This window comes from Salmonella sp. 2018103 (assembly GCF_026247685.1).
In the GTDB taxonomy this organism is placed as follows: Bacteria; Pseudomonadota; Gammaproteobacteria; order Enterobacterales; family Enterobacteriaceae; genus Salmonella; species Salmonella enterica.
This window is the reverse complement of sequence record NZ_CP111029.1, coordinates 1,750,245-1,766,137: the sequence shown is the minus strand read 5'-3', so window position 1 is coordinate 1,766,137 and position 15,893 is coordinate 1,750,245. Positions and strand designations below refer to the sequence as shown.

The window sequence follows — 15,893 nt, the reverse complement described above, 5'->3', positions numbered from 1 at the left end:
CTCGGAGATAAAAATATCTCATATCATGCTTATTTTAAGATTTTATTTTTTAATATAATTTGTATATGATTAAAAATAAATCTAATTATTTAGTTTTCGAAGCAAATGTGATACTAAATTCCCAACCTTTTCCAATATGCATTAATTATCTTTTTTTTCCTTTATGGAGAAAAAACAAACCACATAATAAGACTATGCTAAAATTAATCATCCATGATAATGCTCCAGCCACCTCATGAATTTTTGGGGAAAAGAATATTAGGAAAATAGAGTTAATAATAATAATCAAAAGTTGCGAAATAAATATCACCCCACCTCTATTTTCAACAATTAACTTAACGTGAATAAAGTTATAAAAAAAGTTTATCAGCACAGCAACGCTCAAAATTTTGACAATAATAACTCCATACTCTACAACTTCAATATTATGACTCCATAACCAAAGTATGTCTTTTGCCCAAAAAAATAATATGCAAGATGGCATTAAGACACAAAAAAAAGCTATTGTTTTATATAATCCCAACTTAGTTGTATCGCCAATTTTTGCGATATGAGGTAATATTGCTTTAACCATTGGATACTGTAACTGCAATAACGCAAGTCCAAATTGCATAGTCATAACATACAAGCCAAAGTTTTGAATGCTTAAAAACCTTGACATAAATATTCTATCTAATTGTGAAGAAAAAACGCCTAACAGAATCCCTAAGGATATTTTATAGTTAGTAATAATAATTCTTTTGATTTTTCCCCATGACGGTTTACACGCTCCTATCCTTGATACGATAAAAGAAAAATTACAGATAAACTCAATCATAGCAATTAGGAAGAAAGATAATACATAAATATATGTTTGCCGGCTAACGTTTAGAATTAAAATTACTGCTGTAATATTTTTCAAAGAAATGAATATACATTGCGATAAGTTTGCTTTTACTTGCTCTTCATTCCCATTCCAATATGCCAAATTAACGTTATTGCAAAACTGGAAAAAAAACTGCCCTGCAAAAATTTTTATAGCGAGTTCAAGTTGCTTTGCAGAAAAAGCATCCAATCTAAACCATTTTTCAGCAATAGCCTCTGCAGAAAAATACAAGAAAAACACAGCACAAAGCGCAATCAAAAAATATAAAGCTATATAGTTTGAATATATCTCTTTAATATTCTGTTTTTTTTGTGCAAAGTCCCTTGGCATAACTTGTGACATTCCTGCATCAAGCAGTAATAATATCCCTTGTAAGGATAAACACGCAGCCACCATACCCCATTGTTCTTTCCCTAATAACTTCAGGTAAAAAGGAGCCATTAAAAGAATTATAGCTCCCTGCCAAAAAACCCCACATAAATTAGCAATGGTATTTATATAAATACGCTTTTCCATTTAGCTATCTCTAAGAAATTCTAAAATTCTATAAGTATTCTCCCTCATCAAATACTGGTCGCCGCGCGATTCCACATTCAGGCGCACCACCGGTTCGGTGTTTGACGAGCGCAGGTTGAAACGCCAGTCGGCGAACGACATGCTGAGGCCGTCCGTGCGGTCCACCGCCTGCGCCTCTTCCGCAAAGTGCGCTTCCACCCGCGCAATGGCTGCCGCCGGCTCCGCCAGCCTGCTGTTGATTTCCCCGCTCGCCGGGAACGCCGCCATCCGGTCGCGGACCAGTTCACCCAGCGACTGCCCCTTCAGGCACACCAGCTCCGCCACCAGCAGCCACGGGATCATCCCGCTGTCGCAGTAGGCAAAATCACGAAAATAGTGATGCGCGCTCATTTCCCCGCCATAAATGGCATCCTCCGTACGCATCCGCTCCTTGATAAAGGCGTGCCCGGTTTTTGACATCACCGGCGTCCCACCCGCCGCCGTCACCACTGCCTCTGTGTTCCAGGTCAGGCGCGGGTCGTGGATAATCTTCGCCCCCGGGTGTTTTTCCAGAAACGCTTCCGCCAGCAGCCCGACGATGTAGTACCCCTCGATAAACTGCCCTTTCTCATCGAACAGGAAGCAGCGGTCGAAGTCGCCGTCAAAGGCGATGCCCATGTCCGCCCCGTGTTCAATAACGGCCTTGCGGGTGTCGTCGCGACACTCCGGCAGCAACGGGTTGGGAATGCCGTTCGGGAAGGTGCCGTCCGGGGTGTTGTGGATTTTGATGAACTCCACCGGCGCGCCCAGCGCCTTCAGACGCGCTTCGATGGCGTCAATGACCGGCCCCGCCGCCCCGTTGCCGGAATTCACCACCAGCTTCAGCGGGGTGAGATTGTTAACACTGATGTAGGCGAGCAGGTGGTCGATGTAGGCGTCGCGCAGGCTGATTTGTCTGTAGCTGCCGCGCGCGGCCTCGTTCACCGGCGGGAAATCGCCCGCTTCTGCCAGACGCTGAACGTCGCGCAGACCGGTGTCGCCGCTTATCGGGCGGGCGCCCTCGCGCACCAGCTTCATACCGTTGTAGTCCATCGGATTATGGCTGGCGGTCACTTCAATACCGCCGTCCACGCCGAGGTGGAAGGTGGCGAAGTAAATCTCTTCGGTGCCGGACATACCGATATCCAGCACGTCGACGCCCGCGTCCTGTAACCCTTTCGCCAGCGCCAGCTTCAGCGCCTCGCTGGTCAGGCGCACGTCGCCGCCCAGCACGATGGTTTTCGGTTTTAAATATTCGCCGTAAGCGCGGCCAATCCGCCACGCGATATCTTCATTGAGCTCTTCGCCCAGCCTGCCGCGAATGTCGTAGGCTTTGAAACAGGTTAATTTATTCATGATTCAATTATCTTTTTTGTAACGTTCTTTCTGCCGAACAATATCATCTTCTCCCAAATAATCTCCTGAACTGACTTCTATAAGATTAAGTGGAATAACTCCTGGATTCTCCAGACTATAAGTAGCCCCCAAAGGAATATAAATTGATTCATTTGCAGTAACTAGCATCGTTTTATCATCCAGCGTAACTTTAGCCGTACCAGAAAGCACAATCCAGTGTTCTGAACGATGATGATGCATACGCAAGGAAAGCCCTTCTCCTGGTTTGACGATGATCTTTTTAACTTTATATCGCTCACCCTGGTCTATTGAGTCGAATTTACCCCATGGACGAAAAACCTCACGATGGGCAATATACTCTGTACGCTCTTGAGCCTTTAGCATCTCAACGATCTTTTTTACATCCTGGACATCAGATTTTTTAGAAACAAGTATGGCATCTTTTGTTTGTACAATAACAATATCTTCAACACCTACAGCAGCAACCAATGCTGACTCTGAGTATATGTAGTTATTTTTAGTGTTGTATGTCAGAATGTCGCCCTTACAAACATCTCCCTCATCTGTTTTTTCGCTGATATCCCATAAAGACTGCCAAGAACCAACATCACTCCAACCAATATCAATCGGGCAGACAATGCAACGCTCCGTTTTTTCCATAACAGCAAAATCAATAGATTCTGCAGGACAATCTTTAAATAAAGTTTCTGGAAGGCGAATAAAATCAAGATCGCGATATGAAGAAGAAAGCACCTGCTCACAAACGCTATAAATATCTGGTCTGAATTTTTTTAACTCATTCAGATAAACAGTGGCTTTAAACATAAATATGCCGCTATTCCAGAAATAATCCCCTGTTGAAATATATTTCTCTGCTTTTAATCTATCCGGCTTTTCAACAAATTTTTTCACATGATAAAAATCTGTTTCAGTTGAATTTGCATTTACAGAGAAAGGCACACCACGCTCTATATAGCCATAACCAGTCTCAGCATATTCAGGTATGATACCAAATGTAACAATATTGCCGTTTTCGGCAATGGGGACTGCTTTCTTAACGGCATTACAGAAAACTTCTTCTTTAGCGATAATATGATCGGCTGCAAGAACTAAAAGTAAAGGATCCTCCTGCTCCTTACGTCTAAGCGCTGATAATGCAGCAAGAGCAATCGCTGGAGCTGTATTTCTCCCATACGGTTCAAGAATGATATTATTATGTAGTTGATCTATTTGCCGTAACTGCTCCGCAACAATAAAACGGTGCTGCTCGTTTGTTATAACCAATGGTTCATTACATGCAAGTGCCGACAACCGAAGCAGGGTTGTCTGTAATAAGGAATTTTTTCCAGAAAGTTGTAAAAATTGTTTTGGGTAAAGTTCTCGAGATAGAGGCCAAAGACGGCTCCCTGTACCACCAGCCATTACAACAGCAATTAAGGGTACATCAGACATACTTGACGTCCTTTTTGTCTAAACCAATGACAGAATGGGGTTCATTTTGAAAATAAGCTCGACTATTCTCGTGGACGTTCTCGCCTGCCAGAAGCTGTTCCGGCGTCAGCCAGCGGTAACTGCCATGCTGCGCGTCAGGCAGGCGTAAATCGCTCTCCGCCACGCGCAGACGAAAGCCGAGCACGATGTAGTGAGTTGAAAAATCCTCACCGGAAAAGTTGTCGTCATAGAAGTGCTGCCAGACGCCATAAAACGTCCCTGCCGCCAGCGGCAGACGCACGCCCAGTTCCGCCTGCGTCAGGCGTGCAAAGGCGGCCTCCAGCGTTTCGTCTTTGCACACCCGCCCCCCCGGCACAAACCAGTAGCCCTGCGCCGGACGGTTGAGACGCTGGCCCAGTAAAATTTCCCCCTGGCCGTTTTCCACGATGAAATCGAGGGAGATGAGGGGCGTGGTCCGCACCACGGCGGCGAAATCTTCCTGACGTAAAAACATTGTCACCCCCGGAACCGTTGCTGATTCTCAAGGAACCACTGGTAAGTACCGGCAAGCCCTGCCTCCAGTGAAATTTCGTGATACCAGCCAAGCTGATGCAGGCGCGTGACGTCGAGCAATTTACGCGGCGTGCCGTCCGGCTTCGCGGCGTCGAACACCACCCGGCCCTGGTAACCCACCACCTTTGCGATAGTCTGCGCCAGTTCGCGGATAGTGCAGTCCACGCCAGTGCCGACGTTAATGTGCGACAGCATCGGGTCGGTGTTCTCCTGCCACACCTCGCGCGCCAGCTCCATCACGTGAATACTGGCCGCCGCCATATCGTCAACATGCAGAAATTCGCGCATCGGCGTGCCGCTGCCCCACACCACCACCTCCGGCGCGTGGCTCTGCGCAGCCTCATGAAAGCGACGCAGCAGCGCCGGGATCACATGTGAATTGTCCGGGTGGAAATTATCATGCGGGCCGTACAGGTTGGTTGGCATCACCGAACGGTAGTCGCGACCGTACTGCCGGTTGTAGGACTCGCACAGTTTAATCCCGGCGATCTTGGCGATGGCATACGGCTCGTTGGTCGGCTCCAGCGTTCCCTGCAGCAGCTCGCTTTCCGCCATCGGCTGCCTTGCCAGTTTCGGATAGATACAGGACGAACCGAGAAACAGCAGTTTGTTCACGTTGTGCAGGTGCGCGGCGTGAATAATGTTGCTCTCTATCATCATATTTTCATAGATAAAATCCGCCGGATACGTGTTGTTGGCGACAATGCCGCCCACTTTCGCCGCCGCCAGATAAACCTGGTCGATACCCGCCCCGGCAAAGAACGCCTGTACCGCGCGCCCGTCGAGCAGATCCAGCTCATCGCGGGTGCGCAGCACCAGCTCCACGTCGCCGCGCTGCGCAAGCTGCCGTACAATGGCGGAGCCCACCATCCCGCGATGGCCCGCCACAAAAATTCGTTGCTTGGTCATGGTCATTCCAAAGATAAATTTACATCGAATCCGTGAGATTTCAGCAGTGAGTGTTTTTTCGCGGCCTCCAGATCGTTCGCCACCATCTCGGAGACCATCTCCGACAGGGTGATTTCCGGTTTCCAGCCCAGTTTCTCATGCGCTTTGGACGGGTCGCCCAGCAGGGTTTCCACTTCCGCCGGACGGAAATAACGCGGATCAACGGCCACAATCACATCGCCCGGTTTCACGCCCGGCGCATCGTGTCCGGTAACGGATACCACGATCCCTTTTTCATGAATGCCTTCGCCTTCAAAGCGCAGTTTTATCCCCAGTTGCGCCGCCGCCAGCTCCACAAACTGGCGCACGGAATACTGCACGCCGGTGGCAATCACGAAATCTTCCGGCTGCTCCTGCTGTAACATCATCCACTGCATCCGCACGTAATCTTTCGCATGACCCCAGTCGCGCAGCGAGTCCATGTTGCCGAGATACAGGCAGGACTCCAGTCCCTGGGCGATATTGGCGATGGCGCGGGTGATCTTACGGGTGACGAAGGTTTCGCCGCGACGCGGGGACTCGTGGTTAAACAGAATGCCGTTACAGGCGTAAATACCGTAGGATTCACGGTAGTTGACGGTGATCCAGTAGGCGTACAGTTTCGCCACCGCATAGGGGGAACGCGGGTAGAACGGCGTGGTCTCTTTCTGCGGAATTTCCTGCACCAGACCGTACAGTTCAGAGGTGGAAGCCTGGTAGAACCGCGTTTTCTTTTCAAGACCGAGGAAGCGAATCGCCTCCAGCAGGCGCAGCGTGCCCATCGCATCCACATCGGCGGTATATTCCGGCGACTCAAACGACACCGCCACGTGGCTCATTGCGCCCAGGTTGTAGACCTCATCCGGCTGCACTTCCTGTAAAATGCGGGTCAGGTTGGAGGCGTCGGTCAGGTCGCCATAATGCAGATGAAATTTCGGGTTGCAGCTGTGCGGGTCCTGATAAATATGGTCCACGCGCTCGGTATTAAACGATGACGCGCGGCGCTTGATACCATGCACCTCATACCCTTTTTCCAGCAGAAATTCTGCCAGGTAAGACCCATCCTGTCCGGTTACGCCAGTAATAAGAGCGACTTTATTCATAGTAATTCCTAATACATATAAATTTAATTTAAAGTAGGTATATTAAGTTAAGACAATAATATAGTAATTATTTTCTTATTGGTAATTCGGGTGTCAAATTTTTCTTTAGCTATCCTGGCACTTTCTTTACCACAGTCGCGAATCAATTCTTTAGATAAAATAAATTTTTCCATCGCCTCTGCAAGAGCATCGCTAGACCACCGTTGTATTAAAAAACCATTAGAATTATTAACAACAGTATCTCTACATCCAGGAACATCGGTAGTTATTACAGCCCTTCCTATAGCCATAGCCTCCTGTGTACTTCGAGGAAACCCTTCTCTATAAGAAGGTAAAACGAAAACACTGCTCTTACTTAACCAATGAGAAACATCATTCACATATCCTACATAGTTAATTATTTCTTCTTTAATAATTGTATCAAGCTCATTTTGTTTTAGACTACCAGGGTTTGCTGGATCAATATTACCCAGCACATTAAACGTCACCCCTTCAAATCTTTCCTTTATATTTTTAGCAGCAGCGATAAATTCATAAATCCCCTTTTCTCTGAGCAATCGGCCAATGAAAATAAAAGAAATTGGTTCAAGTGGTGCTGGTGAATACTTGTAATGCTCTAAATTTATTCCAATACCCCCCAATACATATACTTTTCCATCTTCTATACAACCAGCGTTAAGTAAATCATTCCTATCATCTTCATTAAGTACAATAAGTGTATTAATTTTCTTAAAAGCTATTCTATAGAGCAGAATCTGTATTCTTTTTAGGATTTTTGTCTTTTGGGGAATCCCAGATGGTTGTTCGGTAAATAAAAAACCTAACCCTTCAAGCATCGCGATAATCTTATGAACACCAGCATAATATGCGGCAAGCGATCCCCAAATACAAGGCTTAGTAAAATAAGAAAAAACGATGTCTGGTGTTATTTTTTTTATTAGCTTATATAAAAAAATAAAATTAACAAAGTCCTTGAAGGGATTAATTCCTGAGCGACTTATTGTATAATCTATCGGTACGACACCGATATCAATCAATGTCTGCTTCGATTTGTGATCATAATCAACAGATAACGCATATACTTCATGTCCTGCGCTAACTAAATCTTTAAGTAATTCATATCTGAATCCTAATAAAGATTGCACCGTAGTACCAATCATTAATATTTTCATATTCTTTTTATAAAATTCCGGTTACGATACTGATTATTAAACTCTATAACCATTTGGATTGTGTGATTGCCAGTTCCAAACATCTTGCAACATATCCTCTATTCCATATTTTGCCTCCCACCCCAGGAGGTTTCTGGCTTTTTCAGTATCAGCCCAAGATTTGTCTAAATCACCATTTCTTCGCGCGACAATATTATAGGGAATCTCTTTTTTAGTGACGCGCTCAAAAGCTTTAATGATTTGCAAAACGCTATATGCTCGACCTGAACCCAAATTAAAAACATCATAACCTACTTTTGTTGATAACATGTATTCTAATGTCTTGACATGTCCTTCAGCTAAATCATCTACATGAATATAATCTCGCATGCCAGTGCCATCAATTGTGTCATAATCACCACCATATACATTTAAATATTTAAGTTTTCCAGTGGCAACTTGTGATATATATGGAATGAGGTTATTTGGTATTCCATTAGGATCTTCCCCAATCATACCTGATTTATGAGCACCAGTAGGATTAAAATAACGAAGACTTACTGCGGAAAATAACTCATTAGATTTACAAAAATCCTGCAGAATAATCTCACTAAAATATTTTGATGTTCCATAGGGATTTGTAGTCCCCCCAATTGTATCGTTCTCTTTATTTGGAACAATCGAAGAAGAACCATATACGGTGGCAGACGAACTAAAAATCAAATTATTTACATTTGCACTTTGCATTGCAGCCAGTAGAGTCAAGGTACCTGTGATATTATTATCATAATAAACCAATGGTTTTTCAACAGACTCACTTACTGATTTTAATGCTGCAAAATGTATTACTGCTTCTATCGAATAATTATTAAACACTTCATCCAGGCAATGTCGTTCTTTTATATCACTTTTTATAAATTTTATTTTTTTATTGGTTAAATTCTCAACGCGCCTAATCGACTCATAAGAGGAATTACTTAAATTATCAATAACAATAATGTCGTGCCCTTTGGCAATAAGCGCTAAACAAGTATGCGATCCTATATAACCAGCTCCACCAGTGACTAATATCATCATCCGCACCTTTCAATTAAAAATTGAAATACACGCTACCGCCCCTGGCTCATCAGCTACCAGTGCACTGCGTACATATCGACTTGTTACAAACCTCGCCCAGCAGGGCAAAGCTCACTAAAACTTAAACGCTAATTGTCTTATTAATTGCATCCGGAAACAAGGATTAATCTTATAAAATCAGCATTAAAATGCTCCAGATAACCCCTTGTTACTTAAGCCCTTTATACAAAACTAAAACGGCAGTCAACACTCGTTTCAGCCAACTTGCCGCTTCGAATGTTCACTGCCGTTATTATGTTTATCACCAACCATTTATCACGGTTGTTAATACTTATTCATGCAGAAGCTGCTCTATGCTCTTACGGAACTTCGCTCCTTCTTTCAAGTTGCGCAGCCCGTACTTCACAAATGCCTGCATGTAGCCCATTTTTTTACCGCAGTCATAGCTGTCACCCGTCATTAGCATCGCGTCAACCGACTGTTTTTTCGCCAGTTCAGCAATGGCATCGGTGAGCTGGATGCGGCCCCAGGCGCCCGGTTCGGTTCTTTCCAGTTCCGCCCAGATGTCGGCTGAAAGCACATAACGGCCTACCGCCATCAAATCGGAATCCAGCGTCTGCGGCTGATCCGGTTTTTCGATAAACTCCACAATCCGGCTGACTTTGCCTTCATTATCCAGAGGTTCTTTCGTCTGGATAACGGAATACTCCGATAAATCACCTTTCATGCGTTTCGCCAGCACCTGGCTGCGACCCGTTTCATTGAAACGCGCCACCATCGCCGCAAGGTTATAGCGCAGCGGATCGGCGGTAGCATCATCAATAATAATATCCGGGAGTACCACAATGAAAGGGTTATCGCCCACAACCGGACGCGCGCACAGAATAGAGTGCCCCAGCCCTAACGGCTGCGCCTGGCGCACGTTCATAATCGTTACGCCCGGTGGGCAGATAGATTGCACTTCCGCCAAAAGCTGACGCTTAACGCGCTGCTCAAGAAGTGATTCAAGTTCATAAGAGGTGTCGAAGTGGTTCTCAACGGCGTTTTTAGACGCGTGAGTCACCAGTACGATTTCTTTGATCCCTGCAGCCACAATCTCATCGACAATGTACTGAATCATTGGCTTGTCGACGATCGGTAGCATCTCTTTTGGGATTGCCTTGGTGGCAGGCAACATATGCATACCCAAACCCGCTACCGGTATAACTGCTTTCAAATTCATCATTGTTTCTTCCACCTGTAAAATGGTTGCTGAATTATAGCTCTTTAGCTTGTTTTCGCCAGCATGAATTACTCTGCTGCCAGGGATAATGATGGCACGCTCTACATTACGTCTTAGTCGGCACCATAACATTAAGTATGAACAACTTTTTCCCAGGAATTTTCGTAAAAATAGTGGTACTTACCCTCCCCGCTTCGGCAGCGGAAAATTCACCGCTTCGACATTCACGGTTTGGTGATTAATCCTGTCGATATCCACGGAACTCTGCCCGTTTTCATTGATGGCATGAACATTAGCGAGGGAAAGCAGCGTGTCCTGGCGGGCCATAAATTGACCACGGACATCTTTACGCAAATCGAAATGCATTTTTAACGCCGGGCCAATCGCTGAAGTTTGCATCACGTTGATATTGCGCAGAAAGAGGTGCTGCGGTTGATTATGCAGTTCCAGCGTAGCACGCGTCATCCGTACATTGGTGATGGCGACAAAAGAGGGGGTGTTGCCGGAGGAAATTTGAATGCCGCGTAATTTATAAGCAACCTGGCGATTATCCAACCGAATAGCGTTTAATTTAAAGTTTTGCGGAATTGACAGGTATTTGCCTTTAACGACGCCATAGCCGATGAGCATCCCGGCACTATTTGTCATATCAATATTATCAATGACGAAATTATCACAGCCATAAATTGCGATCGTTGCGTTATCAATACCCGCCTTTTTACTGAAATCTGGCGTGATGTTTTTGGCTTTGACATTGCGAATGACGAAATGTTTGCCATTTTCTACGTGCACCAGCTGTCGGCAATCAGATCCGGTAATATTGGCCACCACAAAGTTTTTTACTGCCTGGTCTTCAGGATAACTATTGTCATAGGTGCTACCCGCCAGCCCGATGCCGATCCCCCAGTTGATTTTGCCATTGGTACAATCAATGCGTTCGATGACATGATCGGAAATCAGGATGTCGCGGTCGTGAATCGCGACATTCCACTCAATGGCGTCCCCCTGCAAATCGCTAAAGCGGCTATGCGTAATCCGCGCGCCGTCCATTTGGTTATGAAATCCCTGGCGGAGAATGGCGTAGTTGGCGTGGGTAACGGTGATGTCATCGATAATGAGATTACGCATCACCTGCGGTTCCTTACCGCCAATGAAAATTTGCGCGACGGGGCCAAAGCCGCTCATCGTCACGCCTTTAATCACACAGTCCGACCCGCGAACATCCAGCGTCACATTGTGCAGACTGCCGCCCTGCTCCCCCACCACCTGACACCCGTCCTGCAAAATAAACCGTCCCCGGCCATTCCCACGCACCGCGCCCTGTACCCGCAGCGTTTTTCCCGCCGGAATCGTTATCGCCGCATTGATATTTTCACACACCCATCCTGGCGGTACGACCACGGTCTGTCCGTCGGCGAAGGCCTGTTTGAACGAGGCGATACCGTCATCCGCCGGATAATCCTTAATATCGACGGTCTGCCGAGGTTCACGCGCCTGTACCGGCAAGGCGCGCAGAAAAGGAAGAACAGCAAGCGCGGAACCTGCCGTCAGGAGGGTACGTCGGGAGAATTTATTCGCGGGCATACCACCTCGTTTATATCGTTTGTAGCAGGCTGGCTAACTGGCGATTAATCGCCTGCTGATTAAAATCTTGCGCCACTTTTTCACGGGCGCGCGTGATCACCGACTCCAGCGTGTCGTGGTCAATCCGGCTGAACTCAGCGAGTCGGGCCGCCAGCGCCTGCGCATCGTTTTCCGGCACCAGCCAGCCGGATTTGCCGGCCTCCACCAGTTCCGGAATGCCGCTATGCACGGTAGATACCACGGGAATCCCTACCGCCATCGCCTCCATCAGCGCTACCGGAATACCTTCCATATCGCCATCCGTACCGGTAATCGACGGCAGCAAAAAAACGTCGGCGTCATCCAGCATCGCCTTCACTTCATGGCTCGGTTTAAACCCCGGCATCTCAATGACATCCTCTAACTGATACTGCTCGATGAGCGTGCGCAGCCGACGTTCCCACGGGCCAATCCCCAGAATGCGGTAGCGAAACGCCACGCCCTGCGCTTTCAGTTGCCGACAGGCTTCAATCGCCACATGCAGTCCTTTTTTCTCGGTCAGGCGCGCGACGGAAATCATCTCCAGCGGCATCCCTGGCGCTTTCACCGGACGATGGGAAAAACGCGTCATGTCGACGCCCATGCGCGAAACGGCAATCTTTTCCGGCGGGCAGCCCATACTTTTCAGGCGACCGGCCCACAGATCGCTGATGGGCAGCATCAGATCGCCACGACGAAACAACTGCTGATACTCCGGCGTGTAATGACTGAGCACTTCGCGGCTGGAAATATCAATCCCGTGGAAAATAGTCGCGATTTTGCCGCGAAGCACGCCCAGTTCGCGTAGTTTGGCCGCCGTCACGCCCGCCGGACCAAAGTGTGCGATAAACACATCCGCCACAAAAGGGTGGCTCACCTGCGCGCAAATCGCGGAAAGGATCAAATTGCGTGATTCATCGCCATAGCGGGTAAAATTGAGCGCTTTCCAGGTCGCCGCCCGATGCAGCCCCGGCAGCGTTTTACATGCCCGGTAGCGCAGTTTCGCCAGCCGTCCCTGGGGCTCATCCTGTAACCAGCGGGTTTTCGCCGCCAGGCTATACTTCTCCCAGGCGGCGTGAGTATGTTGGGTATCGCCTTTTTGTAACGCGACAATCTCCACCTCATGGCCCATATCAATAAACGCAGTAATCTGATTCAGCACAAAGGTTTCCGATGAGAGTGGAAATTTCAGCAGAAAAAAGCTGACTTTCATTGCGCCTCCCGAATTCTGTCGAGAACGGATTTGATCATCGTGAACCCTTTCGCCCGCTCCTCGGTGACGGCGTTAGCCACTTTTGCCTTTAGCGCAGGCAATTGATTGAGCGTATCGGCCACCACGCTTTGTAATGAACCGTTCAGCAAGTGACGGATATCAATAGCCAATTCCGCCAGGCCTAGCTGCTGCATAATCCCGGCGGATTTATGTTCATAATTAATGGCGATAGCGGGCGTGCCAAAATTCATGGAGATAATAGCGGAATGCAGGCGCGTCCCGATGGTCAGTACGCAGGAGGCGAGGATCTTTCCGATTTCCACGTCATTGAGTTCGTCCATCGCGATATGGAAATGCTCTGAGTCGTTTACATACTTCGCCATCCGTAACGCAACCATCCGGTCATCGCGGTTATAGCGATCGATACTGGTGCAGGTCGACAGCGCCAGTACCTGATAACCGTCCGCAATCAGGCGATTCACGACCTGGGCAAATGCCTGCTCATAGGCCTGCTGAGTGGTGCCCAGGCGTCTATCAAACGGCTCCAGATCGCGCAACGTAATCGCGACGGTTTTGCGGCGCGCGGTGACGTCCAGCCAGTGCTGCACAGCATAACTGGCGACAAACTCGTCGTGACGGCGTTCGACTAACCAGGCAGTATCCACCCCCTGCTCTACTTTTCGGGTATCGATCTGCGCGGCGGTCATCAGATCGCGGCTGACGGTTTCACGCAGGATCAGCGCACTGGTGCGTCCAAAAACATAATTGGCGAGCTGGTTAAAGTCAGGGTTCTGGAAAGGGCCGACGCTATGTCCCACCATATAAATTGGTTTGTTCGCCATAAACGCGCACAGCGGATATTCAAAGTGAGTCAAACCGTATAAGTCGACATAGTTTGAACCGCCCACCTGAATGACGGCGTCATACTGCGCAATAAATTGCGCGAATTCGGCAAATTCCGGCGCGATAGCAAAATTACGCAGCGATCCTTCCTGGGCGACTTTAGACAATAAAATTTTATGCTGAAAACGACGGCGTAATACTTTTTTCACCCGACCGTTAAGTCCTGCCGCCGCCTGCTGTTTCTGACTTAACTGATACAGCGGGTCGGCAATAATCGGGCGCCCCTGCAACCAGGAGGAACTCACCGGGAAACGGCTCATCACATCCATCTCCGCCTCTGGCGCCTGTTGACGGATGGCATCAAGCAAACCGCGCATAATGGCGCTATCACCACGGTTGCCGCATGTGTGGTTGCCTAAAATTAATAATTTCATAAATAGCCTCTTATATCCCCGTCATCCGACACGTAATAACTTTTTCAGTTTTGCACTGCCAACAAGCTGATTTTTAATTTCCATCACCAGCGCATTGCGTGAAAAAATAATCATTAAAATAAAACTCAAAATACCGACCATAACCTGTAGCGCGAATACCCCTGACAACGGTAAATAGCCGTCGACCAGCTTTCCTGCGCCGTAGCTGGTAATAAATGTGGGCAATGAGAGATAAAACGGTAGCCACAGGCTGAGAATATACTGACGATAGCTGGAGCCGAGTACCGGCTTAATCATCACGAAATAGCTCAGAATGGTGTTGATGATTTGCACCACCAGGAACCCCAGCGTCACGCCAATCGCCCCCGCCAGATGGCCACCAATGAGAATTGCCGGGATAAACAGAAACGTTTTAAAGACGTTGAATTTAAAGCTGATATCCACGCGCGCTTTCGCCATCAACAGCGAACCAATCGGGTTGCCGACCGAGCGCAGCAGCCCCACCACGCACAGCAATTGCAGGATCGGGATAATGCTGTTCCACTTCTCGCCAAACACTAACGGCACAAAATTGTTCGCCACTACCATCAGGCCCAACAGCGCGGGAAAATTGATAATTCCCACCACGGAAAGCAACTTATAGAAGTTGACGCGCAGCTTCTCGGTATCGTCCTGGATTTTTGCGAATGCCGGAAATAGCACGCGAGTAATGATGGGGTTAAGCTTCGCCGGCGGCACAACCGCCACGTTGTACGCGAGGTTATATCCCCCGGCGACGCTTGCGCCGAGAATTCTCGCCAGTACCAGCGTCGATAAATTCGTGTTGATGTAATTGACGATACTGTCCGCCGTCAGCCACGCGCCAAAACGCAGGTTCGTGGACACCGATGCCAGCGAAAAATGCAGCCCCGGACGATAAATCTTGCGGCCAAAGTAACCAAACAGCAGCGTTCGCACCGCGCTGTTCACCAGATAGCCGAGAATCGCGGTTAACGCCAGCGGCCAGTAATGGGCGCTAATCACCGTAAAGGTGAACCCCGCCAGCACGGAGGTCGTTTCGATCATGCCGATCTTATTGAACTCCAGCTCTTTTTGCATCAGCGCGCGGAACTGCTGCCCGTGAGGGATCACGATAAACGCCAGCGACAACGTTTTGATTAACGGCGCGAGATCCGGGTTATGCAAAACATGGGCAATCGCATCGCTCAGCCAAAAGACCACCGCAAATACCACAATCCCAAGCCCAACGTTTAGCCAGTAGAGCGTGGTCAGCTCCAGATGCCCAATCGTTTTACGCTGGATAATCGAGTTCGCGATGCCAAAGTCCGAGATCGTGTCGGCCAGCGCAATAATCACCAGCGAGACGGTCAACAGGCCAAACTGGTGGTTGTCGATGATCCGCGCCAGCACCGTCATCTGAATTAACCCCAGACCGATAATCACTATCGTGGCGATAGCCGACCATTTAGCGCCGCTGATCGTTTTTTGTCGTAAACTCATTCTTTTCTCCAGAACCTGTTCACAAGGCATCATTGGCGCAGCCAGATTGAACACGGACTGCG

At 47.9% G+C, this 15,893-nt stretch carries 13 protein-coding genes; all 13 read right to left on the bottom strand.

The features are described from left to right. Nucleotides 1-145 precede the first annotated feature (145 nt). Nucleotides 146-1,381, bottom strand: coding sequence for a lipopolysaccharide biosynthesis protein (locus OLG56_RS08330; RefSeq protein WP_061377424.1), 1,236 nt, complete (start codon nucleotides 1,379-1,381; stop codon nucleotides 146-148). Next, a complete protein-coding gene (cpsG, locus tag OLG56_RS08325) occupies nucleotides 1,382-2,755 on the bottom strand; it encodes a colanic acid biosynthesis phosphomannomutase CpsG (protein WP_061386929.1) in 1,374 nt (457 codons plus the stop codon). A 3-nt stretch (nucleotides 2,756-2,758) separates the two neighbouring features. Then, entirely contained in the window at nucleotides 2,759-4,207 is a 1,449-nt protein-coding gene (locus tag OLG56_RS08320; RefSeq protein ID WP_001286274.1) for a mannose-1-phosphate guanylyltransferase/mannose-6-phosphate isomerase, read from the bottom strand. Then, nucleotides 4,200-4,700, bottom strand: a complete 501-nt coding sequence (locus OLG56_RS08315; RefSeq protein ID WP_061386928.1) for a GDP-mannose mannosyl hydrolase — start codon at nucleotides 4,698-4,700, stop codon at nucleotides 4,200-4,202. The genes OLG56_RS08320 and OLG56_RS08315 overlap by 8 nt, the downstream gene beginning before the upstream one ends. A gap of 2 nt (nucleotides 4,701-4,702) precedes the next feature. Further along, complete coding sequence (fcl, locus tag OLG56_RS08310) at nucleotides 4,703-5,668, bottom strand: GDP-L-fucose synthase (RefSeq protein ID WP_024136734.1); 966 nt, start codon at nucleotides 5,666-5,668, stop codon at nucleotides 4,703-4,705. Nucleotides 5,669-5,670: 2 nt separating this feature from the next. Beyond that, nucleotides 5,671-6,789 (bottom strand): GDP-mannose 4,6-dehydratase, encoded by a 1,119-nt coding sequence (gene gmd / locus OLG56_RS08305; RefSeq protein ID WP_114049342.1) that lies wholly within the window; start codon nucleotides 6,787-6,789, stop codon nucleotides 5,671-5,673. Between the two features lie 47 nt (nucleotides 6,790-6,836). Next, on the bottom strand, nucleotides 6,837-7,949 hold the full coding sequence (locus tag OLG56_RS08300) for a glycosyltransferase family 4 protein (RefSeq protein ID WP_306292704.1): 1,113 nt from the start codon (nucleotides 7,947-7,949) through the stop codon (nucleotides 6,837-6,839). A gap of 48 nt (nucleotides 7,950-7,997) precedes the next feature. Beyond that, nucleotides 7,998-9,017, bottom strand: coding sequence for a UDP-glucose 4-epimerase GalE (gene galE / locus OLG56_RS08295; RefSeq protein ID WP_061377515.1), 1,020 nt, complete (start codon nucleotides 9,015-9,017; stop codon nucleotides 7,998-8,000). A gap of 331 nt (nucleotides 9,018-9,348) precedes the next feature. Beyond that, nucleotides 9,349-10,242, bottom strand: coding sequence for a GalU regulator GalF (gene galF, locus OLG56_RS08290; protein ID WP_000981469.1), 894 nt, complete (start codon nucleotides 10,240-10,242; stop codon nucleotides 9,349-9,351). A 177-nt stretch (nucleotides 10,243-10,419) separates the two neighbouring features. Beyond that, nucleotides 10,420-11,823 (bottom strand): colanic acid biosynthesis protein WcaM, encoded by a 1,404-nt coding sequence (wcaM, locus tag OLG56_RS08285; RefSeq protein ID WP_052942722.1) that lies wholly within the window; start codon nucleotides 11,821-11,823, stop codon nucleotides 10,420-10,422. A 10-nt stretch (nucleotides 11,824-11,833) separates the two neighbouring features. Beyond that, nucleotides 11,834-13,054: a colanic acid biosynthesis glycosyltransferase WcaL gene (gene wcaL / locus OLG56_RS08280; protein WP_207011605.1), complete on the bottom strand. Its 1,221-nt coding sequence runs from the start codon at nucleotides 13,052-13,054 to the stop codon at nucleotides 11,834-11,836. Further along, complete coding sequence (gene wcaK, locus OLG56_RS08275) at nucleotides 13,051-14,331, bottom strand: colanic acid biosynthesis pyruvyl transferase WcaK (RefSeq protein ID WP_000770917.1); 1,281 nt, start codon at nucleotides 14,329-14,331, stop codon at nucleotides 13,051-13,053. Before wcaK ends, wcaL begins: the two co-directional genes overlap by 4 nt. Before the next feature lie 21 nt (nucleotides 14,332-14,352). After that, nucleotides 14,353-15,831 carry a colanic acid undecaprenyl disphosphate flippase WzxC gene (gene wzxC, locus OLG56_RS08270; RefSeq protein WP_000058681.1) on the bottom strand — a complete coding sequence of 493 codons (1,479 nt, stop codon included), beginning with the start codon at nucleotides 15,829-15,831 and terminating at the stop codon, nucleotides 14,353-14,355. Nucleotides 15,832-15,893: the final 62 nt, after the last annotated feature.